The organism is Agrobacterium deltaense RV3 (genome assembly GCF_900013505.1).
GTDB lineage: Bacteria > Pseudomonadota > Alphaproteobacteria > Rhizobiales > Rhizobiaceae > Agrobacterium > Agrobacterium leguminum.
On record NZ_LT009747.1, the window covers coordinates 221,075 to 246,368 of the forward strand.

At 57.1% G+C, this 25,294-nt stretch carries 21 protein-coding genes and 4 pseudogenes; 12 read left to right on the forward strand and 13 right to left on the reverse strand.

Going from position 1 to position 25,294, the window contains the following annotated elements; genetic code table 11:
- Positions 1-7: 7 nt before the first annotated feature.
- Positions 8-1,345: a four-carbon acid sugar kinase family protein gene (locus AGR7B_RS24780; protein WP_080858482.1), complete on the reverse strand. Its 1,338-nt coding sequence runs from the start codon at positions 1,343-1,345 to the stop codon at positions 8-10.
- 138 nt (positions 1,346-1,483) lie between these two features.
- On the opposite strand from AGR7B_RS24780, the gene AGR7B_RS24785 reads away from it, so the two are divergent.
- Complete coding sequence (locus AGR7B_RS24785) at positions 1,484-2,275, forward strand: SDR family NAD(P)-dependent oxidoreductase (RefSeq protein ID WP_080858377.1); 792 nt, start codon at positions 1,484-1,486, stop codon at positions 2,273-2,275.
- A 210-nt stretch (positions 2,276-2,485) separates the two neighbouring features.
- On the opposite strand, the pseudogene AGR7B_RS25755 reads toward AGR7B_RS24785, so the two are convergent.
- Positions 2,486-2,771, reverse strand: a pseudogene (locus AGR7B_RS25755) (integrase core domain-containing protein); the annotation flags it as partial.
- Positions 2,772-2,914: 143 nt separating this feature from the next.
- Here AGR7B_RS25755 and AGR7B_RS24795 point away from each other — a divergent pair.
- Positions 2,915-4,207: pseudogene (locus tag AGR7B_RS24795) on the forward strand (IS110 family RNA-guided transposase).
- Positions 4,208-4,421: 214 nt separating this feature from the next.
- On the opposite strand, the pseudogene AGR7B_RS24800 reads toward AGR7B_RS24795, so the two are convergent.
- The 9 genes and pseudogenes from AGR7B_RS24800 to AGR7B_RS24840 all read right to left on the reverse strand — a co-directional run.
- Positions 4,422-5,192 (reverse strand): annotated as a pseudogene (locus AGR7B_RS24800) (transposase); the annotation flags it as partial.
- 88 nt (positions 5,193-5,280) lie between these two features.
- Positions 5,281-6,549 carry a 3-oxo-isoapionate-4-phosphate decarboxylase OiaX gene (oiaX, locus tag AGR7B_RS24805; RefSeq protein WP_080858378.1) on the reverse strand — a complete coding sequence of 423 codons (1,269 nt, stop codon included), beginning with the start codon at positions 6,547-6,549 and terminating at the stop codon, positions 5,281-5,283.
- Position 6,550: 1 nt separating this feature from the next.
- Entirely contained in the window at positions 6,551-7,426 is an 876-nt protein-coding gene (locus tag AGR7B_RS24810; RefSeq protein ID WP_080858379.1) for an N-acyl homoserine lactonase family protein, read from the reverse strand.
- On the reverse strand, positions 7,398-7,895 hold the full coding sequence (locus AGR7B_RS24815; protein ID WP_080858380.1) for a hypothetical protein: 498 nt from the start codon (positions 7,893-7,895) through the stop codon (positions 7,398-7,400). The genes AGR7B_RS24810 and AGR7B_RS24815 overlap by 29 nt, the downstream gene beginning before the upstream one ends.
- A complete protein-coding gene (locus AGR7B_RS24820) occupies positions 7,892-8,938 on the reverse strand; it encodes an aldo/keto reductase (protein WP_080858381.1) in 1,047 nt (348 codons plus the stop codon). Before AGR7B_RS24820 ends, AGR7B_RS24815 begins: the two co-directional genes overlap by 4 nt.
- Positions 8,939-8,955: 17 nt before the next feature.
- Positions 8,956-10,008: an aldo/keto reductase gene (locus AGR7B_RS24825; RefSeq protein ID WP_080858382.1), complete on the reverse strand. Its 1,053-nt coding sequence runs from the start codon at positions 10,006-10,008 to the stop codon at positions 8,956-8,958.
- Between the two features lie 58 nt (positions 10,009-10,066).
- Positions 10,067-11,047 (reverse strand): substrate-binding domain-containing protein, encoded by a 981-nt coding sequence (locus tag AGR7B_RS24830; protein ID WP_080858383.1) that lies wholly within the window; start codon positions 11,045-11,047, stop codon positions 10,067-10,069.
- A 31-nt stretch (positions 11,048-11,078) separates the two neighbouring features.
- The gene (locus tag AGR7B_RS24835; RefSeq protein ID WP_080858384.1) at positions 11,079-12,065 is read right to left on the reverse strand and encodes an ABC transporter permease; all 987 of its coding nucleotides are present in this window, start codon (positions 12,063-12,065) and stop codon (positions 11,079-11,081) included.
- A gap of 74 nt (positions 12,066-12,139) precedes the next feature.
- Entirely contained in the window at positions 12,140-13,666 is a 1,527-nt protein-coding gene (locus AGR7B_RS24840) for a sugar ABC transporter ATP-binding protein (protein ID WP_080858385.1), read from the reverse strand.
- 113 nt (positions 13,667-13,779) lie between these two features.
- Between AGR7B_RS24840 and AGR7B_RS24845 the strand changes: the two genes are divergently transcribed.
- Positions 13,780-14,742, forward strand: a complete 963-nt coding sequence (locus tag AGR7B_RS24845) for an L-threonylcarbamoyladenylate synthase (protein WP_080858386.1) — start codon at positions 13,780-13,782, stop codon at positions 14,740-14,742.
- Positions 14,743-14,780: 38 nt separating this feature from the next.
- Here the strand turns inward: AGR7B_RS24845 and AGR7B_RS24850 are convergent, their stop codons facing one another.
- Positions 14,781-15,761, reverse strand: coding sequence for an aldo/keto reductase (locus tag AGR7B_RS24850; RefSeq protein ID WP_080858387.1), 981 nt, complete (start codon positions 15,759-15,761; stop codon positions 14,781-14,783).
- 231 nt (positions 15,762-15,992) lie between these two features.
- Here AGR7B_RS24850 and AGR7B_RS24855 point away from each other — a divergent pair, with 231 nt between their 5' ends.
- The 8 genes and pseudogenes from AGR7B_RS24855 to AGR7B_RS26075 all read left to right on the forward strand — a co-directional run bounded on the left by AGR7B_RS24855 (position 15,993) and on the right by AGR7B_RS26075 (position 22,582).
- A complete protein-coding gene (locus tag AGR7B_RS24855; RefSeq protein WP_080858388.1) occupies positions 15,993-17,027 on the forward strand; it encodes a class 1 fructose-bisphosphatase in 1,035 nt (344 codons plus the stop codon).
- A 1-nt stretch (position 17,028) separates the two neighbouring features.
- Positions 17,029-18,087 (forward strand): class II fructose-bisphosphate aldolase, encoded by a 1,059-nt coding sequence (gene fba, locus AGR7B_RS24860; protein ID WP_080858389.1) that lies wholly within the window; start codon positions 17,029-17,031, stop codon positions 18,085-18,087.
- A 75-nt stretch (positions 18,088-18,162) separates the two neighbouring features.
- Positions 18,163-18,936, forward strand: a complete 774-nt coding sequence (locus AGR7B_RS24865; RefSeq protein WP_080858390.1) for a DeoR/GlpR family DNA-binding transcription regulator — start codon at positions 18,163-18,165, stop codon at positions 18,934-18,936.
- A 4-nt stretch (positions 18,937-18,940) separates the two neighbouring features.
- Positions 18,941-19,717 carry a triose-phosphate isomerase gene (locus tag AGR7B_RS24870; RefSeq protein ID WP_080858391.1) on the forward strand — a complete coding sequence of 259 codons (777 nt, stop codon included), beginning with the start codon at positions 18,941-18,943 and terminating at the stop codon, positions 19,715-19,717.
- A gap of 28 nt (positions 19,718-19,745) precedes the next feature.
- The gene (gene derI, locus AGR7B_RS24875; protein ID WP_080858392.1) at positions 19,746-20,210 is read left to right on the forward strand and encodes a D-erythrulose-4-phosphate isomerase; all 465 of its coding nucleotides are present in this window, start codon (positions 19,746-19,748) and stop codon (positions 20,208-20,210) included.
- A gap of 181 nt (positions 20,211-20,391) precedes the next feature.
- A pseudogene (locus AGR7B_RS24880) lies at positions 20,392-20,810 on the forward strand (GlcG/HbpS family heme-binding protein).
- Between the two features lie 72 nt (positions 20,811-20,882).
- Positions 20,883-21,542: an HAD-IA family hydrolase gene (locus tag AGR7B_RS24885; protein ID WP_080858393.1), complete on the forward strand. Its 660-nt coding sequence runs from the start codon at positions 20,883-20,885 to the stop codon at positions 21,540-21,542.
- A gap of 599 nt (positions 21,543-22,141) precedes the next feature.
- Positions 22,142-22,582 (forward strand): hypothetical protein, encoded by a 441-nt coding sequence (locus AGR7B_RS26075; protein ID WP_080858394.1) that lies wholly within the window; start codon positions 22,142-22,144, stop codon positions 22,580-22,582.
- Between the two features lie 13 nt (positions 22,583-22,595).
- Here the strand turns inward: AGR7B_RS26075 and AGR7B_RS24895 are convergent, their stop codons facing one another.
- Positions 22,596-23,843 carry an FG-GAP repeat domain-containing protein gene (locus AGR7B_RS24895; protein WP_080858395.1) on the reverse strand — a complete coding sequence of 416 codons (1,248 nt, stop codon included), beginning with the start codon at positions 23,841-23,843 and terminating at the stop codon, positions 22,596-22,598.
- Between the two features lie 183 nt (positions 23,844-24,026).
- On the opposite strand from AGR7B_RS24895, the gene AGR7B_RS24900 reads away from it, so the two are divergent.
- The gene (locus AGR7B_RS24900; protein ID WP_080858483.1) at positions 24,027-25,157 is read left to right on the forward strand and encodes a metallophosphoesterase; all 1,131 of its coding nucleotides are present in this window, start codon (positions 24,027-24,029) and stop codon (positions 25,155-25,157) included.
- Positions 25,158-25,294 lie beyond the last annotated feature (137 nt).

The following is a 25,294-nucleotide window of genomic DNA, read 5'->3' on the forward strand; positions in this document are numbered from 1 at the left end:
AATAACGTCAGTGCTTCGTGCCGCTGAGCACGCGCAGGAAATAATCGTCCTTGCCGATCTGGCCGCCCTTCAGCAAGATTTCGAGGCCGTCCAGCCCGCCATCGCCGCCGATCAGCTCGCACAAATGGCCGTGCTGGACTTCGTCGAACACTTTGATGGTAAGCGCCTCCGCCCCGCTGGAACGGACCGTATAGCTGGAGCTATCTCCCCCTGCGAGTACGACGCGAGGAACGGACGTCGCTTTCCGCACCCGCACCATGAGCCGCGCATAAGTGTCGCCTATCTGATCAGCAGGAATATCCTCGAACGAGTCTCGGGCCATGGCGTCACCGCGAGCGGTGTAGACGATGGTCGGTCGACCGCTGGACAATTGCTCGGACACCTTCGGGAGAACTGAATCAATGATGCTTTCGATCGCACGCTGGTCGACGAGTTTCGATGGATCGAGTTTGATGGTCGCCCAGCCAGCTTGAGATGCAACGTCGATCTGTTTACCTGTCTGGATCGCGCAGCTGCCGGAGAGGACAAGGAGGTTGGATGCAGGCGCGACTTCTGTATGCACTGTCTGCAGGTCACCCGTCTGCATTTCGGCAGCGAGATGTTTCCCAAGCAGCTGCGCGAGACCTTGGGCAGCGAGCGCAAACATAGGCTTCTGTCGACTGTGAGCCCACAACTCCGCCACGACCAACTGCAGGTCGTCGTTCTCCACGCCGTCGAAAATTGCACCTATCTTGGTAGCGAACAATTCCGCAATCCGAGCCTTGAGAACTCTGGGGTCCCGAATTTCCGGCACGAAGATGTTCCCGAATTTGAGAGAACATAGGCTTGCCAGGTGTTCCTTGAGGTCGGACTCTTTCATCGGCGTCCGCGGATGGTTCGACATGCTCGGGTGCCGGTCGAGCCTGACGACGTCGTTTCCGAAACGAGCGAAGTGACTTCCGAACGCCGTATAGCGACCAAAGTCCGGAGTGGCGGCCAACACCGCGATATCGTACGCCCGCCCACCGTCGGTGAACTGTTCCGCGGCTAGACCGAAGTTTCCAATCGCAGGCGCTGAGTCGAACGTCGAGCAAATCTTGAACTGAAGGAAATTGCAGCCGAGAGCCTTTAGCGCGTTGAAAGCCGGCTCCACTTCGGCTCGCATGGCGACCGGGTCAAGCGCTCGCGCGGTTCCAGCAAAGCCCACCACATCAAGCGTTTCCGCCGCCGTCTTCAGCACCTCGATCTCCGGGACTCTCAGGTAAAGGCGTGTTCGCAAGCCGTTCCGATGGAACTGCGCCAGGTTCTCCGACGATCCCGTGAAGTCATCGCCATAAAAGCCCACCAGGGGCTTCCTCATGTTCATCTGTTTCTCCTCCAAAGGGCCTTCGACTGAAATCGGCTCTAAGCCGCCTCTTGACAGCACATTAGAAGGGAGCACATAACGGGTCAAGGTCATACATCATACCTATGATCTTGTGTTCTCAAAGATTGGGAGGAAATCATGCGACTTTCAGGAAAAACAGCCATTGTGACGGGTGCCGCTCGTGGGATCGGTCACGCCATTGCGATCGCTTTCGCGAAGGAAGGAGCCCAGGTTGTCATTTGCGATCGTGACGAAGCGGCCGCGGTCAGCGCAGCGAAAGAGATTGGATCGTCGGCAATTGCTGTAGCCGGCGACATTTCATCGGACGCAGACGTCGAAAAGGTCGTGTCGAGCGCCCTTGAAAGCTTTGGAAAGATCGACATTCTGGTCAATAACGCCGGCATCGGCGCGACCACGCTGTTCCTTGAGAGCTCGCGTGAAGAGTTTGAACGAGTTGTTCGGATCAATCTGACTGGCACGTTCATCATGTCGCAGGCCGTCGCCAGGAAGATGACAGACCAGAAGAGCGGCAAGATCATCAACATCGCTTCGCTGTCAGGCCAAAAGGGCGGTGTCGGTCGCTCTGCCTATGGTGCTTCGAAGGCGGGTGTAGAACTTCTGAACAAAGTTATGGCTGTCGAACTCGCCGACTACGGCATCAACGTCAACGCGATCGCACCGGGCCCGATCCTGACCGAAGTCTCCAAAACCATGCACACGCTGGAAACGCGTGACGCGTACCACAGGCTGGTTCCGCAGCGCCGTTACGGCGAGCCGTCGGAAATTGCTGATGCAGCAGTGTTCCTAGCAAGTGACGAGGCTCGTTATATCACGGGTCATACGCTGAACGTCGATGGCGGATTCCTCGCTGCTGGACTTCTCTTCCCGTTCGACCCCAAAACGGCAAAAAAGATCGGCGAAGAAAAGTAGCAGAATACGCCGAGGTGCTGCTGGCACGACACTGCGACGACAAGGCCATCGCATTCGCCGTCCTTTGAGGGTGTCAAAAGCGGTGGCTTTCCTTTTTGCGCACGGTGACCTTGCCCCCAAGTTTTATCCAGTTTTAGTTCGCTCCAGCGGTTTTTTGACGTGCTCCCCGAATTTGGGCCAGCGGGAGCTGGATTTTTCCGGGGTTATGGCTCATGTCGGCGTTGGTGCCGATGAGCCGTTCATGAGCGAAATCGGCACCTTGTTGCCGATGGCGCTGTGTGGCCGGAACTCGTTATAGTCTACGCCAATCCTCCATCTTTGCCCGCGCGTCGTCAAGGGTCATGAACCAGTGAGCGTTCAGGCACTCGGCGCGGAACTTGCCATTGAAACTCTCGATGTAGCTGTTGTCCGTCGGCTTGCCAGGCCGCGAGAAGTCGAGCACGACACCCTTGTGGTAAGCCCAGAGGTCAAGGTCCCGGGAGATAAATTCACTGCCATAGCACATCGGGAATCTTGCTCTGACATTGCCGACGGCGCGCGAAGCCACGCGTAGCGCAGCGCGCCGTACTGGGTGGTCATGGCCGACCGACAGGTCTCTAAAGTGAAGTTGTCGAGACAACGCTTTGGAGGCGACAAGCCATGACCAAATATCTTTCTACTCCCACAAGCGGCGTGCTGGTAGCGATCGATATGTCGAAGCACCGTCAGGAAGTCCTTATCGAGCGGCCTGAGGGTGGCCGGCGCCGTCGTATGACGGTTATGGCCACCAAGGATGACTATGACCGTCTGGTCGCGGAACTCGTTTCCATGGCACGACCAATCGTCGTCGGCTTTGAAGCGACCGGCAATTATCATCGTACCCTAGCGCATAAGCTGCTTGTGGCAGGTTTCCAGTTGCGCCTGATCTCTTCAGTTGCTTTGGCCAGAACGCGGGAGGCACTGCATAACGGCTGGGACAAGAACGATCCGAAAGATGCGCAGGTTATCCTGCACATGCTGCGGATCGGTGCCACCCAGGTTTACGTAGATCCACTTGAAGCTGGCATCAACGATTTGCAGGAACTGTCGAAGACGCACGAAGTCATCTCCAAAGCCAAGACCCAGACCTGGCACCGCATCCTGAACCACTACCTGCCACTCTATTTTCCCGAGATCGCCCACTTTGCTGGCAATAGCCGGTCGGACTGGTTTTTGGCTTTGATCGAACGCTTCCCGACACCAACCAGCATCACTTCACTCGGACGCGAGGCGTTTGTTGCGGAAGCGTGGTCGCTCGTTGGCCGTAAAGTCTCAAAAGCACGATTAATCAATGATATCTTCGAGACAGCCTGCTCATCGGTAGCACTGCCTATAGCCGAAGAGGCCGCCGCGATCAGCATGTTCCGCATGATTATTGGCCAGGGGCGAAGCCTGATCCGTGAACGCAACCGCATCGAGCAATCGCTCAGTCGCTGCTGGCAGACCATCAGGACTATCGGCTCCTGTGCAAGATCCCCGGGATAGGACCCATTAACGCTTTGACCATTTTGGCGGAAGCAGGTGACTTGCGCCGTTTCCGGCACCATCGGCAGTTTTGGAAGTTTTGCGGCCTCGATCTTGCGACCTCGCAGTCGGGCACCTCCCGAGGCCGGACCAAATTATCGAAGTACGGAAACGCTCGCCTCCGCCGGACTTTCTGGATGGCCGCCCAAGTCGCATCCCGCCAACGTGATAACAGCTTCCGCGACAAGCTTGGAAGATACATGGCTGGCAACGCCAATGATCCAGATCGCAGACGTAAGGCGATGACAGCTCTTACTGCCAAGATGGCACGCGTCGCTCACGCGGTCATCAAGACACAGACAGAATACCGGCCGTTCGTTGAACGACCGGAGACCAGGTGGAAGGACCCCTCTCTGCAAGTGCCGTGAGGGCGCGATTGCGACCCTGTAGATAATGTTCGGGCCTTCCACCTGGGCACGTATCCCATCTTAAGGACGGTGAGGACCACGGTGTGACATGCCGATGGATCCTGTGTTTGCTATGGCAGGGAACGATCCCATTGACGGTGGAAACCATCTGGAGCAATCTTATGGATGCATCGGTAGTTGCTGATGCACGGAGACCTGTTGGCCTGTTCCCGTTTTGCTTGCCCACATAGGACGCTATCGACGCGAATGGTCGTCGGATATCCGACCTGCCGGCAGACCCGCTCCAGTGTCTGAATCCTCCCCCTTGTAACTGAAGCGGGCATCGACCGCCGGCGAGAAGCGCGAGTAAGTGTCGACGACCGTCAGAAACCTGATCTTGCGACCAGTGGCCAGTCGGTCATGAACGAAATCCATCGCCCAGACATGGTTGGAATGGGTCGGCTCCGTGCGGTCAGCCCGCAGCTTCGCCTTGACCCGGCGCTTGGGAACCTTGTTGCGGAGCTGGAGGTCCATCTCCTTGTAAAGACGATAGATTCGCTTCGGGTTCACGGGCCAGCCTTCACGCTTGATAAGGATATGCACACGCCTGTAGCCGTAGCGTACCCGCGTCTGGCAGATATCCTTGATCTTCAGCTTCAGCTCGGCCTGCTCGCCACGCCTGGACTTGTAGACATAGAGCGACCGGTCGACTTTCAGCACCGAGCATGCACGCCGGATCGAAACCTTCCAGTCCGCCTTGATCGTGTCGACAAGCTTGCGCTTGCGGGCAGGCCTCATGGCCTTGTCCAGCGACATGTCGGCAACAATTCGCTTCAGCTTGGCATTCTCTTCCTCAAGCTGTCGCAGCCGCTCTCCGAGGGCATCAAGCCCGCGTATTTTTTGCGCCAATTGTAAAAGGTCGCGTCCGAAATTCCTGCCTTGCGGCAGACCTCGCCGATCGGCGTGCCATCCTCTGCCTGCTTCAAAACAAATGCGATCTGCGCTTCCGAAAACTTCGAGGCCTTCATCGAATTCTCCTCTTCTTCCCAACAGGGATCATAAGTGGAAAATTCCAGTTCTAAATGGCCTAATTTATTGGGGGTACGTCACTGCCATCTAACCACCAGCCTTCCCGAATTTGTCCAAAGCTTCACGTAATTCCCGATGCGTCTTCGCATACTCGTCCAAGGCGACACCCTCACGTGTCGCCTGCCAAGCCTGCTGAACAGCCCTCACGCCCGCGGCAGGGCCACCTGGATGGCTGACGACACCCCCGCCACAGAGATAGAGGTGATCGAGGGTCTGCCCGGTACGGGCATACGTCTCGGGAGCCTGGCCGCCCCACTGTCCCGAACAGACGACCGGCATGGGGTGCTCGAGCTCGTCCGGATGGTTTTCGGTCAGCTTATGGAAGGATTCGACGAAAGAGTCGTCCGGCTCCCAATACTTGGAGCCGATGCCGTTGATCTGGAATTGGTCGACACCGAGTAAACGCCAGAACTGCTGATAAACCGAGAAGCTCATCCCAAGACCAGGATGCCTGGTCAAGATGTCCCAGCCGTTCCGGTGGGCGTGCAATGCAAGTTTTGATCGCTTGCGCAGGGCAAGAAACGCACCCTGTCCGATGGAATTGATATTAATGACTGCCGCGTTCCCACCTTCGGCCGCCACGATGTCGTGGTTACGCATCATCTCATCGAGGTCGATGTGATTGATATTGAATGCGTACATCACCTTCTTCCCGGTTCGCTGCTCATGGTCTTTGATGAGCGGCATGATAGCCTTCACCCGCTGCTCGACAGACGAGTAAGGCGGGCTGCAGAGCTTCTCGTCATCCTTTATGAAATCCACTCCGGACTCTATCAACTCCTTGACGATTTCGGCGGTCTCATTCGGTCGCAGACCGAGCGCTGGTTTGATAATCGTACCGATGAGAGGTCTATCGAAGACCTCGGTGAGGGCGCGGCTTCCTCGAACGCCGAACTGAGGTCCAGGGTATGCTTTGGTGAACCCATCGGGCAAGGACATGCCGACTACTCTGATCCCGGTGAATCCACGGATCGAGTATACGCCACCGATCACTATCGTCATCAACGCAGCCAGATCGTAACCGATCGCCTCGAACGGAAATGCGATGTCGACTTCCGCTCTCTTGTAGACGGTGCCAGCTGATTTCTCCTGAGGGAACGACGGGACAGTCGCTGGTGCGACCTCGCGTATCTCCAGAACTTTCGCCGCCACCCGTGCCTTGAGTTCGACCGTCTCGCCCGGGAGTGGGACGAACGTGCCTGTCGACTGATCGCTTGCGATTTTCGTCGCGAGGTCATCAATACTACCGTCGGTCTCGATGAGGTAGGTCATTATGATGTCGTTGGAGACTGTCATGTCAGTACCTGAATTCCACGCGGCTTTGTTCGTTAGCGCCAAGTAGCACTTCTACTACCTTGAGCCCGTAGCTTGTCGTGCGGGACGGGAATAGTTCGCCGAGCCGTTCCTCGTGCATCGGAATGATCTGACCGTGATTGCCGTCGACATGTCCCAGCATCTCGTCGGCGCATTCGATCAGCGTCGTCTGGCTTCCATTAGCCAACCCCGGGGGCACTAGGCATGGATCGGAGGGATCGCCTCCGATCAGGTTTTTGTAGGTATAAATGACGTCGCCCGAGAGCACCAGTTTTCCTGCCTTGTCGCTTCGCACGACAACGTACTGGCAACCCGCGGTATGCGTGTTGAAAGCCGGATAGAGATCGATGCCGGGTACGGCGTTCTCCAGGACACCCTCAACAAGGGTGAGGCGTCCCTCGAGGTTGATTTCAGCAAGGTGGAGAACGTCCGCGGGATTCAGTCCCGCAGCAAGCGTTCGGTAGCGACGGCCCTTGGCGAGAATCCACATCCAGGATTCGAGCTCTTTCTTCTGAATGAAGACTTTCGCGTTTTTGAAGAAACGCAATCCGCCCATGTGGTCGAAGTGTCCATGGGTGACGAATATGTGCGTGATCTGATCCGGAGAGACGCCGCACTCCGACAGAACCTTCTGTGGCGGCGTGTAGTGCGTCACTCCGATGGACTGCGCGATGGTGCCACCAAAGTCGCTTTCGTCGTATCCTACGTCAACAAGCGCGACCACGTCGCCGCTTTTTATCAGGACGTAACTGAACGGCAGGTTCATGGTGCCCTGATTGTGCGACCCATAGAACACGGCGCTGACCGGGTGGACGGGGCTACGGGCGTATTCAAGCACCCAGATTGAAGGATCGCTCATTCTTAGGCTCCAGTGTGGGGTGGAAGTGATTTGCGCAGCATGTGCTGGTGTCGAACAACGGATGACCAGCTAACACCGAGGCCGCTTTCAGTTCGTCCGAGGCGAGCCTCAGCAGACTGAGCGGCTCGACTTGATCACGGGCGGCTCCGTCTATCTTTTCGACGGCGCGTTTTAACAAACCGCGGGCAAAGCCAATGTGGCGGACCGGGTGGTGCACCAGGCTCTTGCTCGCCAGCCAGAAAAAGGTGTCATCGCTTTCGGCCAGGTCTCGACGCGCGGTGTCGAACAGCTGACTTTCCAGAAGACGCATGCCGTCTGCGTTTTGGCTCAGATGGGCTAAGGACAGGCGAGACAGCACCGCCGCGTAGTCCTCAAGCAGACGTTTCAGCCGCCAACGAATGTCAGCGACTGATCCGTCGACTTCTTGGCAGCTAAAAGAGGTGGATGCCTCCATGCTGCCATAGGTCATTTGGCGTCTCCAGTCGGAAGAGGAGCGTTTTCCGGAATAGCGCCGGAGTCCCGAAGGGCGGCCCAGAACTCCGACGGAATCTTAGCCTGGATGGCCTTCGTGTTAGTCGCGACTTCCTGTGGGTTCTTTGCTCCCATGACCAACGTCGCGACGGCAGGGTGCGCATACACGAACTGCATCGCCGCAGCGGGCAGGTTGACTGCGAACTGATCGCAAACCGCTTCGATACGCTTCACACGATCGAGAACTTCGGCCGGCACCTTTCCGTAATCGTAAGTAGGGGTGACTCCCTTCGTGCCCGATGCCAGAACACCGGAATTGAAGATGCCTCCTGCGATGACGGAAACCTTGCGCTTTAGAAGCTCGTCAAAGTCCGACTGCAGCGGTGCATGGTTCAGGAGCGTGTAGCGGCCCGCGATCAGGGAGCAGTCGATCTTGAATTCCTTGGCTACCTGTACGACCGACGCCGTCTCGTTGACGCCGAGGCCGATCGCGGAAACGCTGCCGCTCGACCGGAGTTCGTCTAGCGCCTTGTAGCCGGATGCCCTGAGTTGGTTCCAGTAAAACTCGCTTTGGTCGCCATGCCACGCCGTCCCGACGTCGTGGACGAGAAGGACGTCGACGTAGTCGAGACCCAGCCGCTGCTGGCTATCTTCAAACGCACGCATGACACCGTCATAGGTGTAATCATAGGTGTCCAGGAAGGGTAAGGGGTCGACCCAGTCAATGCCATACACGGTTTCAAGTGGTTTTGTTTTGCTCGCCGGCTTGAGGACGCGTCCGACCTTAGTGCTGACGACAACCTGCTCGCGAAGCTTTCTGACACGAAGCGCGTGTCCAAGGAAGTGCTCGGCCTTGCCGAAACCATACATTGGAGCGCAATCGAAATAACGGATGCCTGCGTCGAAGGCGGTCTGGACGGTCTTCTCGAATTCCTCGTAGGAAACGTCGGCGTTGAAGCCTGCCAGCGGTACGGTACCGAGGCCCAGCGATGTCACGTTGACTTTGGTCTGCCCAAGGGGGCGGAGAGGCAAGTTTGCCATTATATCACCTTGCAAGTTCAGGCAGCGGAGAGGGCTGCGGTTATCGATTCAGCCGGTATCAGGCCGCGATCCTTGAGGGCGGTCCAGAACGCTGGCGGGATTTTTTCGGAAATCGCCGCGACGTTGCTTTCAACGTGCTTGGGAGAGAGAGCGCCCTGGACCACGGCTGTTACGGCGGGATGGTTGTAGACAAACTGGGTAGCCGCGGTCGGAAGCGATACGCCGAACTCCGCGCAGACCGCTTCGAGCTTTTCGACACGGGCTAGGATTTCCGGCGGGGCCGTGACGCAGTCGTAGGTGCGTACGGCTGCATCGCCCTTGCTACCCTCGGCCAGTACGCCGGAATTATAGATGCCGCCGGCGATTATCGAGATGCCGCGGCGCTCCACTTCCGGGAAGAAGTCGTACAATGGCTGGTGGTTCAGCAGCGTGTATCTCCCGGCGACCATAGAGCAATCGAGATCGAATTCCGAGGCTACCTGCAGAACTGAAGCTGTTTCGTTGACACCCAAGCCAATAGCCTTGACTGCACCGCTACTCCTCAACTCGTCACAAGCACGATAGCCACTTCCCCGGAGTTGTCCGAGATAGCGATCGTAGTCATCGCGATGCCATTCGCTGCTGACGTCGTGCAAGAAAAGGATGTCGACGCCGTCCACGCCCAACCGCTGCTGGCTGTCTTCGAACGCGCGCATGATACCGTCGTATGAATAATCATACTCGTCGACGTAAGGGAGCGAATTCACCCAATTGATCGCGTATAGGCTCTCAGCCCTCTTGGCACGTCTTTCCTGCTTGAGAATGCGTCCCGCTTTGGTGCTCAGCTGAACTTTGTCGATGAGGCCATTGACTCGAAGGATATGGCCTAAGCTGTGTTCGGATTTCCCGAGACCATAGAGTGGTGCTGTATCGAAATACCGGACGCCGAGCTCATATGCTTTAAGAACTACGGACTCGAATTGCTGAAACGATACATCGATCCCCAGCCCACCGAGCGGGGATGTCCCCAAGCCGAGGGAGGTCAGCTCGACACCCGTATTTCCGATTTTTCTCTTCTCAAGCACACTCATTTCAAACCTCATTGCAAAATGGCAGGTCCGTATTATACGGACCTGCCGAAGACCTTGATTATTGGTACTTCTTGACGTTGTCCTTATCGAGCACGAGCCACGGAACGGTGTAGTCCTTCTCCATGCCGCCCTTCCACTGCATCAGGTCCTTCCAGACTTCCGACTGCGGCTTGTAGTCCGCGCCCCTGACCTGGCGAAGCGCGAGGTCGACAGCGCCCTGGCCTTCAGCCTTGGCGTACTTGTAGAGGGTCACGGCCATTTCGCCATTTGCGACCGCACGCTTGCCGTCCGGGATGCCGTCGATCGCGATAACCGGAATCTTGCTCAGGTCCAAGTTCGCTGCCTTCATCGCCTCAATGGCCCCGAGCGCCATTTCGTCATTTTCAGCGAGCACACCGTTGATCTTGTTCGGATAGGCCGAAATCCAATTTTCCATCAGGGCCTGGCCCTCGGCGCGACTCCAGTTGCCGCTCTTGTCGATTAGAAGCTTCAGATTGGTGTGCTCGGCCATGCCCGCGTCTACACCAGCGCGACGTTCGATCTGGGCGGATTGTCCGATCGGACCTTCCATCAACACGAGGTTCCCACCGTTGGGAAGGCGCTTCGCCATCTCCTCAGCAATGATCTTGCCGCCGGCGCGGTCGTCGACGATGATCGACGAGGTATAATTCTTCGACGCGGTTTTCAGAGCCGAGACGATTACAGGGATTTTAGCTTCAGCTGCCTTGTCGATCGACGGTGCGGATGCTTCCAGATCGAACGGTGCCATGATGATGGCATCGAACCGCTGGGTTATCGCCGTGTCGATCTGGTTGTCCTGCACAAGCGGATCGTACTTTCCATCGAAAACGGTGATCGCTACTTCGCCGGACTTCACTGCTGGGTGGTTCTGAATCTCCTCAGACCAGGCCTTCATGTATTCGCCGGACTCGCCAAAGGAGAGGGCGGCGATGCGAACCTTGTCTGCTGAGGCTGCATAATGCGCTGACAGAACCACCGTCGAGGCGGCCAGGGCTGCAAGGAATAGACGTCTTTTCATGTGTTTCTCCTCCACAAAATAGTTATTTCACTTAGTTCTTCCTGATCTGGTCTGCGATAACAGCTATGATTATGATGCCTCCCTTGAGTAGCTGCTGGTAGTAAGAAGACACGCCCATGAGGTCCATTCCGTTGTTAATAGTGCCTATGATGAGCGCGCCAAAGAGGGTGCCGACGAGCGATCCGCGGCCGCCTGAAAGGCTCGTGCCGCCAATGACGACTGCCGCGATAGCGTCGAGCTCGTAGCCAATTCCCGCCTGGGGCAGGGCGGCTGTCGTGCGGGCGGCCAATACGAGGCCGCCAAGGCCCGCCAACAGGCCCGAAATCACGTAGGTCGCTGCGATAATGGTGCGGGTTGAGATACCGCTCGTCCTTGCAGCCTTCTCGTTGCCGCCGACCGCATAGACATAACGTCCGAAGGTCGTCTTCGTGAGCGTGATCCAGCCGATGATAAACACCGCGAAGAAGATGATCACTGGGAGGGGCAAGCCGAGGATGTTACCACTACCGATCCAGCGAAACGCCGCCGAAAGGTTTGCGGTAGGACGGCCATCAGAATAAATGAGTGTCAGCCCTCGCGCCATGCTCAACATGCCGAGTGTGGCGACGAAGGGTGGGACGTTGATCCGTGCGATAATCACGCCATTGGCAAGTCCCATCAGAGCGCCAGTTCCAAGCGCGACGGCGACCGCGATGCCAACAAAATGTTCATTCCCCGTGGTCACGAAGCTTGCGGCCAACATACCGGCCAACGCCATGATTGACCCCACCGATAGGTCGATGCCTTTGGTCAGAATGACGAAGGTGACGCCGATAGCGAGAATGCCATTGATGCTGGATTGGCGCAGAAGGTTGAGCCAATTGCCCCACGTCAGGAAGTACTCATTCAAGAACGTGAAGAGCACGCAGATGAAGACGAACACAAGGATGATGCTGGATTGCTTCACAAGCTCCTGGGTCTTGCGGCTTCGGCTGTCGCCTTGTGATGACCCCGTCAGGGTATTGGTGAGGTTGCTCATTTTCTGAATCCTGATTTGCCGCTCGTCGCTGCCTGCCTCGGTTATCCGCGAGGGAGGGCTAAAGCGCGTAGCTGTTAGCTAGCGAGTTCCATAAGGGTCTGCTGGCTTGTTGCATGCCCGTCGACCACGTCGACCATCTTGCCCGCCTTGAAGATGGCAATGCGGTCGCTGACCTGGAGAATTTCGGGGGCCTCTGACGAGACGACGAGCACGCCGTGACCCTTGGTCGCGAAATCCCTCAGGAACGCGTAGATTTCCTGCTTCGAACCCTCGTCGATGCCGCGAGTGGGTTCATCGCAGATCAACAGCCTTGGGTTGGTCGTGAGGCATCGAGCGAATACGACCTTCTGCTGATTGCCACCGCTCAGGGTATCTACGTGTCTTTCCGGAGAGCTCGTCTTGATCCGCTGCACGCGGATCATTTCAGAGACGACTTCGCTCTCTTTCTGCTTTTGCACGAAACCGCTAACCGCCATCAGGGACAGCGCGGAGAGGGTGATGTTGTGCGCAATAGATGACGACAGGACCAAGCCGCTATCCTTGCGATCTTCGGAGACCATCGACATGCCCATCTTGATGGACTCACGTGGATTTCCTCTCGGAACGGGCTTGCCATCCAGAATGACCTCGCCGGAGCTTGGCTTTTCCATCCCGTAAACTGCTTCGAGAAATTCGGTGCGTCCCGAGCCAAGGAGGCCATAAATGCCTACGACCTCTCCAGCTGCGACCGAAAGCGATATGTCGTTGAAGGTCTTCCCCTTCGAGAGGTTGCGGACCTCGAGCAGGATGGGCGCGCCGTCACCTGGGCGCTCCTTCTCCACGAATTTGACCTCGCGTCCGACGATCTGCGTGACAAGTTCTTGCCTTGTAATGCCACTCATCGGACCGGTCGCGACAAACGCGCCGTCGCGGAAAACGGTGTATTCGTCAGCGATCTCAAAAATTTCCGACAGCTTGTGCGAGACGTAGACGATGCCCGCACCACGCGCCTTGAGGCGACGGATAGCATCGAACAGGATGTGCGCTTCGTGCTCGCCGATGGCGGACGTCGGCTCGTCCATGATGACAATGTCTGCGTCGTAGCTCAGCGCCTTGGCAATCTCGACCAGCTGCGTCTGAGCCAGACTAAGCGACGCCATTCGGGCGTTGGCTCGGACGGGGAAACCGATGTCGTCGAGCAAATCCTGCGCCTTACGCTCAAGCGCGGCAAAGTTGATGAAAGTCCCGAGCCGTTTTGGTTCGCGTCCGAGGTAAATGTTCTCTGCGACTGTCATCTCGGGAACCGGTGACAGCTCCTGCGTGATGATTGCGATCCCTTTGGACAGAGCCTCGTTTGCAGATCGGAAATCCACCGTCTCACCCTTTACCTTGATCGAGCCGCTGTCGCGACGAAGAAGGCCCATGACGATGTTCAGGAAGGTAGACTTTCCTGCGCCGTTGCCGCCGCAGAGTGCGTGCACGGTGCCTGGTTTGAGGCTGAGGAAACCGTCCCTCAAGGCAGCGACTCCGTTGAACGACTTCGCAACATGCTCGGCCAAGAGCAGCTCGTTGAACGCGGAAGACGCGGTCCCAGACTGGGGTTTTCTAGTGTTGTTTTCCATAACTCCTCCAAGCGAGCTCCCACCGCCTGAGATAATAGGTATAAGGTCATACCTCTTTTGACAAGATATTTTTTTTTGATTAACCCACTCTCAGTTATCGAAAGGAAAAAGCCATGAAACTCAGCGTCAAGGAAAATCGCAGCAAGGCAATGACAGCCGCCTGCGCGGCCCTCGAACGTGGGGAAGTTATCGGCATGCCAACCGAAACCGTTTATGGTCTGGCCGCCGATGCAACCAATAAACACGCAGTGCAACGCATTTTCTCGATTAAGCGGCGGCCATCCTTCAATCCGTTGATCTGTCATTGCTCGGACATCGACATGGCAGCGCGGTTGGCTCATTTCGATCCGGTGGCTAAGGCATTGGCAGAGGCATGTTGGCCGGGCCCATTGACCCTCGTGCTCCCGATGAGAGAGGATGCTGAGCTTCCGTCAATCACGACCGCGGGGCTCAAGACGGTCGCGATTAGAGTGCCCTCAGGGGTTTCGTCCGAATTAATCAAGGCTTTTGGCAAACCGCTTGCCGCTCCCAGTGCGAACATCTCCGGAAAAGTGAGCGCGACGTCTGCGGACCACGTGATCGCGGACCTTGGAGACGTTGTCGGTCTCGTCCTCGACGATGGCCCGACGTCGATCGGAGTGGAATCTACGATTTTGAAGGTCGCCAGTGGGGAGGTGCATCTGTTGCGATCCGGCGGGCTGACTGTTGAACGCATTGCGGCAGCCACGGGAATCGAAGTTTTGGCGAAAGATCAGAACCAGAAAATCGTCGCACCTGGCATGATGGAGTCCCACTACGCTCCAAATGCCGCCGTTCGACTGAACGCCGTGGATGTCAGGGCGGGGGAGGTGCTGCTGACCTTCGGGCCGACGACACACCGTTATGAACTGGCCACTGCTATTCTTCATCTGAGTTTGGCAGGTGACTTAGAAGAATCCGCAAGAAACCTCTACGCTATGTTGAAGGCCGCAGACGAAATCGTGCCCAACGGTATCGCCGTCATGCCGATCCCCGAAGTAGGGATCGGTATCGCAATAAATGACAGACTTCGTCGCGCGGCGGCACCGCGTCCCTGAGTGCCGAGGGTGGCTCGATTTCCCGCGCCACTTTATCTTCAGTTCAGGCCAACTACGTCGTGAGCGACGTACGGAGCTTCTAGCCGACGGATTTCCTCCGCCGTAAGCTTTACGCCAAGCGCCGCCACCGCGTCTTCCAAGTGGCCCGGCTTGGTCGCGCCAATGATCGGGCAGGTGACGCCATCCTTCTGAAGAACCCAGGCCAACGCGACCTGCGCTCGAGGCAGGTTGCGTTCGGAGGCGACCTTGGCAACTTCGTCAATCACGTTGCGGTCTGCTGCGGCGGCCTTCTGGTAGAAGCGCCCGGTCACGTTGTCTGTCTCAGAACGCTTGCTCTGCAAGCCTGCGTCCTTTGTAAGCATCCCCCGCGCCAATGGACTAAAGGTCATAACACCGATTCCTTCCGAGCGGCAAAGCGGAAGCATCTCACGTTCCTCTTCTCGGTAGATCAGGTTCAGGTGCGCCTGCATCGAGGAGAAAGCTGCCCAGCCGTTGCGTTTGGATATCTGGATCGCCTTGGCGAACTGCCAGGCATAGGCATTGCTTGCGCCGATGTAGCGGACCTTTCCCGCCCGTACGACATCGTTTAACGCCTCAAGCGTCTCCTCAATCGGCGTGTCGTTATCCCAGAAATGGGTCTGATAGAGATCGATGTAATCGGTACCGAGGCGGCGAAGGCTGTTGTCGACCTCCGATAGGATTGCCTTCCGCGACAGACCCACGCCGTTCGCGCTGCCGTTCATGCGGCCATAGACCTTGGTCGCAAGCACGACCTCGTCGCGCTTCGCAAACTCCTTCAGGAGCTTTCCTATGATCTCCTCGCTGGTCCCGTCCGAATAGGCGTTAGCCGTATCGAGAAATGTTATGCCAGCCTCCAGCGCCTGCCGGAATAGCGGCCTCGATTGCTCTTCATTGAGCGTCCACAGGTGGTTGCCGCGTTCGGGTACGCCGTAGCTCATGCACCCAAGCGCCAATCTGGAAACTTTCAAGCCGGTCTTTCCTAGACGGACATATTCCATATCTCTCTCCATAAGGTATGATGTATGATCTACCTTTAGCAAATTACCGTGCGGTCGCAAAGTCAAAAGGGATGATCGAAATTATAACAATATATCACAATTTTTGTGATTTTTATTTTTTATATTGTGATTTTTGGCGACTGTGGCAAACTGCATTCGAAACTTCGGTCCGTGAGGACGTTGCGCTGCGGCGGTCATCGCTGCAGCCCTTTGGCAAGAAGGTCATCCGCAGTGACGGAATATGTCTTCGAACTCAGAACTGACGCGCCTGATCACCGGCGGCGGAGCGTCCCCGCGTACCTTCGCGATTGGAAGGGTTCGGATGATCGGCGCTGGCAGATCGCTGCCCTGATCGAGGCGATCAGTCGAGGTGGACAGGCGCTCGCAGTCCGGATCGCTCGTGGCGCTGTGCCAGGTGATCTCAGCGCCTTGAGTGGCGTCAATTCAGACGGCGACGATCAGAAGGCTCTGGACGTTGCATCGCACGATCTATTCGTAAGTCTGCTTCTAAAAGCCGGAGCGACGAGCGTTCTTTCGGAAGAGGCCGATCTGCCCGTAAAAAGCGGGAGGGATGAGGGCTATGCCGTCGCGATCGATCCACTTGACGGTTCTGGCAATGTCGGGCTCGGCGCGCCATTGGGAACCTTCTTCTCGATTATTCCCGAGGCTCCAGGTGTCGACCCTTTCACTCGTCCCGGAAACGACATCGTCGCGGCGGGCTATGTTTCGTACGGAAACTCACTCGACATAGCTTTCAGCGTTGGCAACGGTCTGGTTCTTGCCACTTACGATCCCGTGGATACGCAGTTCGTCATTCTTGACGAGAACGCGATGGTTAAGCCGGATACCGCAGAGCTCGCTTTCAACGCCTCAGTCCGAAGCTACACGGAAGAAGGTGTTGCCTTCTATCTGGCAGACTGCATGGCAGGCGTTGGAGGCCCGCGCGGCAAGAACTTCAACATGAGGTGGCTAGGGGCAGCCGTGGGCGAGCTGCACCGGATTGTCCGCCGCGGCGGCATTTTCCTCTACGTCGGCGATGATCGGCCCGGATACGTCACCGGGCGGCTTCGTCACCTATACGAGGCTAATCCGATAGCGTTCCTCATGCAGCAAGCGGGTGGAGCAGCAACCGACGGTGCCCGACCGATTCTCAGCAAAGCGGTCGCGAGTTACCATTCCCGTACCCCATTGGTCTTCGGATCGATCAATGAGGTCAACAAGCTCTCGCAATACATCCATGAAAGCCGCGCGGGCAAGGAAGTCTAAGATGGCAAAAATTACGCTTCGTCAATTGCTGGATCATGCCGCCGAATACGGCTACGGGGTGCCTGCCTTCAATATCAACAACATGGAGCAAGCGCTCGCGATCATGGAGGCGGCAGCTGCGACGTCTTCTCCCGTCATACTTCAAGCGTCGCGAGGGGCCCGTGCCTATGCCAACGATATCATGCTGCGTCACATGATGGAGGCTCTCGTGGAAATCCATCCAACAATACCGGTTTGCGTGCACCTCGACCATGGCAATGAGCCGGGTACTTGCTTGACGGCGATACAGGCAGGCTTCACTTCCGTCATGATGGACGGCTCATTGGAAGCTGACGGCAAGACGCCGGCGAATTGGGACTACAATGTCGCGGTCAGCAGGCAAGTCACCGAAGCGGCCCACCTTTGCGGCGTCTCGGTCGAAGGGGAGCTCGGCATTCTCGGCTCGCTCGAGACCGGAATGGGCGAGGCTGAAGATGGCCATGGTGCCGAGGGCAAGCTGTCGTACGACCAGCTTCTGACAGACCCCGATGACGCGCTCAAATTTGTTCAGGAAACACGGATCGATGCCTTGGCTGTGGCAATGGGGACCAGTCATGGCGCATACAAGTTTTTGCGTAAGCCGGACGGTGACGTCCTCGCAATGAACGTCGTCGAGGCAATCCACCGAAAGCTTCCAAACACTCATCTCGTGATGCATGGGTCGTCTTCTGTGCCGCAGGAGCTTCAGGAGATCATCAATGAGTTTGGCGGCCAAATGGAGCCGACATGGGGCGTTCCCGTCGAGGAAATCCAGCGCGGCATCCGTAGCGGGGTTAGGAAGATTAACATCGACACGGACTGTCGTATGGCGATGACCGGACAGATACGGAAAGTTTTGGCCCAAAACCCAGCCGAGTTCGATCCTCGAAAGTACCTAAAGCCCTCGATGGAAGCCGTGACCAAGCTTTGCAAGGAGCGGTTCGAGGCCTTTGGCTCCGCAGGCAATGCCGAAAAAATTCGGCCTCTATCCCTGGCGGACATGAGAGTGCGTTACTTGTCGGGTTCGCTTTGTCCCAGGTGACTGGGAACTCGCTCGGTTTGGCATAATACGCTTTAATCGATCTGCGCCAAACGCTTGAGTGGAAAGGGAGAACCTATGAAAAGAGAAGACCGGAAGCAGGAGATCATAAATCTCCTCGTCGAGAAGCGAGCCGTCGATCTCGACGATCTCGCCAGTCGGTTTGCCGTGTCAAAAATGACGATCCATCGGGACCTTGACGAGCTCGAGCGGGCCGGGGTCCTTAGAAAGGTAAGGGGTGGTGCGACCATCGACGCGGGTACCCAATTCGAAAGCGACTTCCGTATTCGTGAAATGCAAGAAGCCGACGTCAAGTTGGCTATCGCGACGACCGCCGCCGAACTGGTTGAGCCTGGGATGACAGTCATCATCAACGACGGTTCGATGGCCGCGATCCTCGGCGAGGTCCTGCTCGCCAAACGTCCACTCACCATTATTACAAACAGCGCCGCCATCATGGACCGGACCCGAAACGAAAGCGGGCTCAACCTGATTACCTTGGGCGGCGTCTACTCGGCTAAGTACAACGCCTACTTCGGAATGATCACCGACAACGCATTGTCCCAGCTGAGCGCCGATATCGCGTTCATCTCGGCACCAGCCGCATCAGGCGGGGTCGCATACCACATGGACGAGCATGTCGTCCGGACTAAGCAGGCGATGATGAAGGCGTCCCGCCAAAACTGCTTGCTGATCAACAGTCGACGGTTTGGACACAGTGCGCTCCACCGCCTCGCGAGTTTGTCTGACTTCGATGCCATCATCTCCGACAGCCCGCTGCCTCCCGAAACTGCGGACGGCCTCAAGAACAAGCCTACAATCGTCAAAATTGCCAGCGTCGAGGAGAAATGACGACATGAACGACACGAGGCAGTTCTGGGTCGGAACCAGCTGGAAGATGAACAAAACGCAGTCCGAAGCTCGGCAATTTGCGCAGGCGCTGTCGGAGGCAGACGCGTCGGCAGACCCCAGAATTCAGCGCTTCGTGATCCCGCCATTCACCGCCGTCCGAGAGGTCAAATCCATTCTATCTGCAAGTTCGGCAAAGGTCGGGGCGCAAAACATGCATTGGGCTGATGAGGGTGCTTGGACCGGAGAAATATCACCGTTGATGCTCAAGGACTGCAATCTCGATATCGTCGAACTCGGCCATTCCGAGAGGCGGGAATTTTTCGGCGAGACCGACCAGACGGTTGGTCTCAAGACTGAGGCCGCTGTGCGCCACGGCCTGATCCCACTCATTTGCATCGGCGAGACACTCGAAAATCGTGAAAGCGGTCGCGCCGCCGAGGTACTTGAAACTCAGGTTCGCGGCGCTCTTTCCAAGCTCGCAGGCGATCAGAAGAACGCCGATATCCTTCTCGCCTACGAGCCAGTGTGGGCGATCGGGGTAAATGGCATTCCCGCATCTTCCGACTACGCAGATGCTAGACAAGCTGAAATCATCGCTGTTGCTCAGGACGTCCTCGGGCGTCGAATTCCTTGTCTATACGGCGGTTCCGTGAACCCGGACAACTGCGAGGAATTGATCTCGTGCCCAAGCGTGGGCGGCCTCTTCATCGGGCGTTCCGCATGGAAGGTCGAAGGATATCTCAACATCCTAGCCAAGTGCAGCGCAGCGCTCGCTCGGTAGTTTCATCACCAAGGAAAGGAGAATACCCATGAAACTCGCAATCGCAGGTGACAGCGCAGGCGAAGGGTTGGCGAAAATCCTCGCCGATCATCTCAAAGACCGCTTTGACGTTGCCGAGGTGTCGCGAACCAGCGACGGTCCCGACGCTTTCTATGCCAACCTTTCTGAGCGTGTCGCTTCTGGTGTCATCGACGGCACATACGACAAGGCGATCTTGGTGTGCGGGACGGGCATCGGCGTCTGCATTTCTGCGAACAAAGTTCCCGGTATCCGCGCGGCACTAACCCACGACACATACTCGGCCGAGCGCGCGGCATTGTCGAATAACGCGCAGATCATCACGATGGGTGCTCGAGTGATCGGTCCTGAGTCGGCTAAAGCGATCGCTGATGCCTTCCTTTCACAGCATTTTGATGAAAACGGTCGATCGGCTGGAAACGTGACTGCGATCAATGAACTGGATGCCAAGTACAGCAGTGCTTCTACCAAATAAGAAGAGGAGATCCTCCTCGGCGGGGGCCCCGGTCGACGTCGAGACTTCGCCCTGTTCACTGGTGGCCGCTTTTGCTTCCGTCTGTCCGATTGTTGCCGAAGGCGAACAAAACCTGTTCGATCAAACTTCCTAAACCTGGGGTCTTCGATTTAGTAAGGTGTACATCGACAAGGAGCAGGCTATGACCAAGTTTCGAAACACGATCACGCTAACGTCAGACGCCGCACCGGAAGCCCTGTCGGCCGCGGTAGCTCATGCCAAATCCATGAACGTTCCGCAGTGCGTCTTCATCGTTGACCGGAGCGGCGAAACCTTGGCGAGCGTTCGCATGGATGGCGCGAAGTATCTTTCGATGCACACCGCTAGGTCAAAGGCTCGACTGCGGCGTCAATCAATTCGCCAACGGGCGCGATGAATGCCGAGTTCGGTGTCGCAGCTGGGATCGCTTCGCGGGGCAGTGTCACTCATCTTCCCGGTGGCCTGCCGATCCGGTTTGATAATGAGCTCGCTGGTGCTATCGGTGTCGGCTCTGGGACCGGCGATCAGGACTTCGAGGTGGCTCGGGCCGCATTGGCCGCGATCGGTGCAGACGTTGTTTGATCGACAAACCTGCTTGGTGCAAGAACGAGGAGTGGACGCGAGCGTCCCTCGCCGTGACAACAATAGAGTTGGATGAAGAAGTTGAAAGCATTTGCGCTCGAAGCCATGTTGTTTGACGCGTTCCTTTTCGACATGGACGGGACAATCCTCGATTCTCGTGCGGCCTCGGATCGAGTCTGGGGTGGATGGGCGAGGGATAACGGCATTCCAACTCCGCCGTATCACGGCCGCCGTGTTCAGGACACGATGGCCGACCTCCGTCACACGGGTATCGATCCTCTACGTGCCGCTGCAGAGATCGAGGCTCGTGAACTTGAAGACCTGGACGGTGTCACGGCGATCCCTGGCGCTGCCGATTTCTTGTCATTGTTGCCGCCGGAGAGATGGGCTGTTGTCACGTCCGCGCCTCGAGCGTTGGCGCTCCGTCGCATCGGTGCGGCCGGCCTCCGTATGCCGCGGAATCTCATAGCAGCCGAGGACGTCAAAAGAGGTAAGCCGTCGCCCGACCCGTTTCTGGCAGGTGCGCAGTTGCTTTCGTTCGCGCCGTCGCGGTGCCTAGTGTTCGAGGACGCTGACGCGGGGATACGATCAGGTGAGGCTGCGGGATGCTCCGTCCTCGTGATCATGGAAACGGAGACCGCGACATTAGTCGATAGGCCGAGCATCACCAACTACCGCAGCATTAGGGCTGTTTCGGTAGCCGACGGCTTGTCCGTCAGGTTCTCAGGCTAGTTTCGCCGATCGTCAGTGGACAGGGTCAGAGGTTGGCGCGTTCACACGAGTGGCAGCCAGACCGACGTAGTTGCCGATCAGTATCGTCGCCATGCTATCTAGCGAGCGGTAGCCGCTATCATAAAGTTCCGGGATGATGTAGCAAATGCCACAAGGGTTGTATTAGCCCTCTGCCAACGCGAGCGTCTTTGAAAAACTAGGTTGCCCATCCGATCAATAAGAGCTCCTACGACCAAGCACTAAGGCGTCCGATACAGCGCGCCTGCGGCGATGTGGCAACCGAAATGATCAAGCGATCACCGCTAATCCCACGGTGATGTTAGGCTTGGTCTGATGAAAACGACATGAGTTTATGGGAGGCGGCGATCTCTATGGTGACCGATAACGCAGTTCAGTCAGGGCGGCCCCCGACGACGTTGCCACCGCGCTAGTGGAGTTGGCCGACTATCATATGTTGGCGCTGCTGGACAATCGCAAGCTATCGCTCGAACTTACGAAGCGAGAAAATGAAGCAGTGGCATCCAGCGCCGGCTAGATTGCGCGGCCGCCGAAGGACTCCCAACAGATTTCGACTGCGGCGGAGGGCCGGGTGATGATGTATGATCTGCTGGATCGACGCCCCCGATGCAGATGCCGTCCTCTGCACTATCGACGTCCTAGCGATTGGTGCGTTGTTCGACTGCAATTCCCGAGGATGGGCATCGCTGGCTTCAACGACTTCGACTACATGGAAGCGGCTTGGCCGCCGCTTTCAAGTGTTCGGATACCGCGATGGCAGTGCGGCTATGACGCCATGCGGGCTAGAGGAAGCAGCCCCCATGGCGGGCAAGGCCGGCAGCATGATGTCGATTGCGAGCGAATTCAGAGCCATCACTGCTGCGATTAGGCAAATAAGTTCGGTGCGCGAAATGGCGTTTGTCAGTCGTTGTGTCATCGGCAGTCCGGCGGAAGAGTTTTGGGGCGATGAGGCTCAGCCTCAATCTTCACCATCCGCCGGACTGACCGATTTTGAAAACGCGCACAATTCAATGGAGCGATGAGCTCCGTTCAGCCTTAGCTGTCGCGTTCGCCCGTCAGCAGCAAGCGGGCTTGTGTACCCCAGCCGCCGATAAAGATGTCCGCACGCCCGTCACCATCGAGGTCTCCCGTCGCCATGCTCCAACTGCGACCGACAGTCTCTTTGGGCACAAGATCCGCGGTCACATCGGTGAACTTGCCGGTGCCGTCATTCTGCCAAGCCTTGACCTGAAGAGCCTTGAACCCGGGCACGTCGATCGCACTAACGAGAAGGTCTGGTTTTCCGTCGCCGTTGAAGTCTGTAACGGTTCCGCCCCAGCTGGAGAACTTGTGCTTCGGCAAATGGGTGTTCGTGTTGTCTACGAACCGCCCACTTTCGTCATTGATTAGCAACCGTGTTTGCGGGTCTTTATCCCAGCCTTGATTGTTGCTGGTCAGATTGAAGAAGAGGATGTCCTGCTTCCCATCGGCGTTGGCATCGAAGATATGGACTTCCCGGCTCTCCAGCGGCGTCGTCCGCTCCATGTAGTCAGTCGCATCCGTGAAGTGCCCAGTTCCGTCATTCAGCAGCAGGCGATTGGGAGGTGTCTGGTTCGCCACAACCATGTCGAGATCACCGTCGCCATCAAGGTCGGCTAGGGCGATGCCCTGCGCGTCTTCTTTGTCGCTGGGCAGATGGGTTTCGCTCGCGTCAATGAAATATCCTAGGCGCTCGGCGTCGCTCAGCCACAGGAAATCCCGCGGATCGGGAGTTTCTGCGCCCCGTCGGCTCTCTGCCGAATTGCCAACAACAATGTCAGTCAGACCGTCGCCGTTGACGTCGCCTATCGCGAGAGCGTTGCCTTGGCTCTTTCCGGGAAGCCTGTTGGTGGCGTTTGTGAAGTTCCCCTTGCCGTCGCCGAAATAGAGCTGGTGCTCCCCGTCCTCTTCCGCGACGAAAATCACATCGGCTTTGCCGTCACCGTTAAAGTCGGCGACACGCACGTGCTCGTTATCGTGTATCCCCCCTCCGAAAGCATCGCTTTTCAGCGTCAACTTCCCCTTGCCGTCATTCAGATAGAGACGGCTTGCGTCCATCTCGACGGCAACGATGACATCCAGGTCGCCATCAGAATCCACGTCTGCCATTGCTGCGTCTAGCGCGTGCAGGTTAGATGCCAATGGCACATTGGAAGCAGTTGCGTCCCAATACCGCCAAGCTGGTTGTGGGTCCGCGGCCATCGCGGGAAGTCCGGCGAGCGCGGTGAAGGTAAGCATGGCGGCGCGTAGGGTGTTCGGAATCATATGGTCGCTTTCTCGCCCAAAGGCGTTTTGCTTGCATTTTGTGCAGCTCCGTCGAGTAAGGGGCAATGGGAGCGAGCACCCGACAATACATGAGCACCACAAATGGTTACGTGAGCAAAACTCATCGTGGTGCTGAGGATAATTTGGCTCCACAGCGAGAGGTGGCCCGTCTATAGAGCGGCGGTGTTCCATTCTGTAAAAGCTCTCCTTTGTCTCTACGTCGTCGTGCGATTCGTACTTCCCCTGCCATGGCCGCGTTGGCTCCGGGGAACGATCTCTGCCGTCTTGATGATCGTTTTCCAGCACAGCCTCATCAGCCTCCTGGTGTTCGGAACCATGTTCTCGCCGGAGGTGCCGCGCTGGCTGATGATCACTACGAACTGGCTATCCGGGAGCGTGCTCTTGCTCGCCGCGGCCCAGTTTGCGATCGATTTCGTACTTATAGTTCTTGCGCTGGCTTTGCGGCGACGTTTTCGGCCTAGCGTCCATATACGATATGCGGTCGGTCTCGCTGCCGTGGCGATCTCCGCGTTAGGCGTGTCGCAGGCAATCAGAGTGCCTGCGGTGAAGGAGGTCTCGCTTCCTGTCGCGAACCTGCCTGCTGAATTCGAAGGATATCGTGTCGTCCAGCTCACCGACCTGCACATCAGCCGCCTTTTCCAGGCCGATTGGGTTAGCAAGACCGTGGACCTTGCTAACGCCCAAAACCCGGACCTGATCGTCGTTACTGGCGACCTGATCGACGGCGATCTTCAGGCTCGCAAGATAGATGTAGCGCCTTTGGCCAGGTTGAGCGCTAAGGATGGCGTCTTCGTTATTCCGGGGAACCACGAGTACTACTTCGGCCACGACGGTTGGATGCGCCAGTACCAAGACCTCGGAATGAACGCGATCGACAACGGCCACGTCATTCTCGTTCGAGGAGACTCTAAACTCGTTCTGGCCGGAGTCACCGATCTGTCAGCCGCTAACTTCGGTCTTCCTGGACCTGACGTCGGCAAGGCGATTAGCGGTGCGCCATCGGGGTCCCCGGTCATACTTCTGGATCATCAACCCAAAAATGCAGCTGATGCAGCCCGCCTTGGAGTAGACGTCCAGCTATCGGGTCATACACACGGTGGGATGATCGTTGGTTTTGATAGGTTCATAGCACAGTTCAACAATGGCTTCGTGTCAGGGCTATACGACGTTGATGGAATGACACTTTACGTAAACAACGGAACTGCGCTTTGGATTGGGTTCGCTCTCCGGATAGGAGTGCCATCTGAATTGACTGTTCTGAAATTGACACGCGCGGACAACACGGTGCGATAAGGATATGCAATGTGTAAGAGTACCGAAGAATTGCGAACTGAAACGGCAGTGACGGTCGAGACCGATGCGAAACATAAGCAAGCTTTCTTCGCGTACACCGGAGCGGCTTTGTTTGGGGCGTCAACACCGTTTTTTAG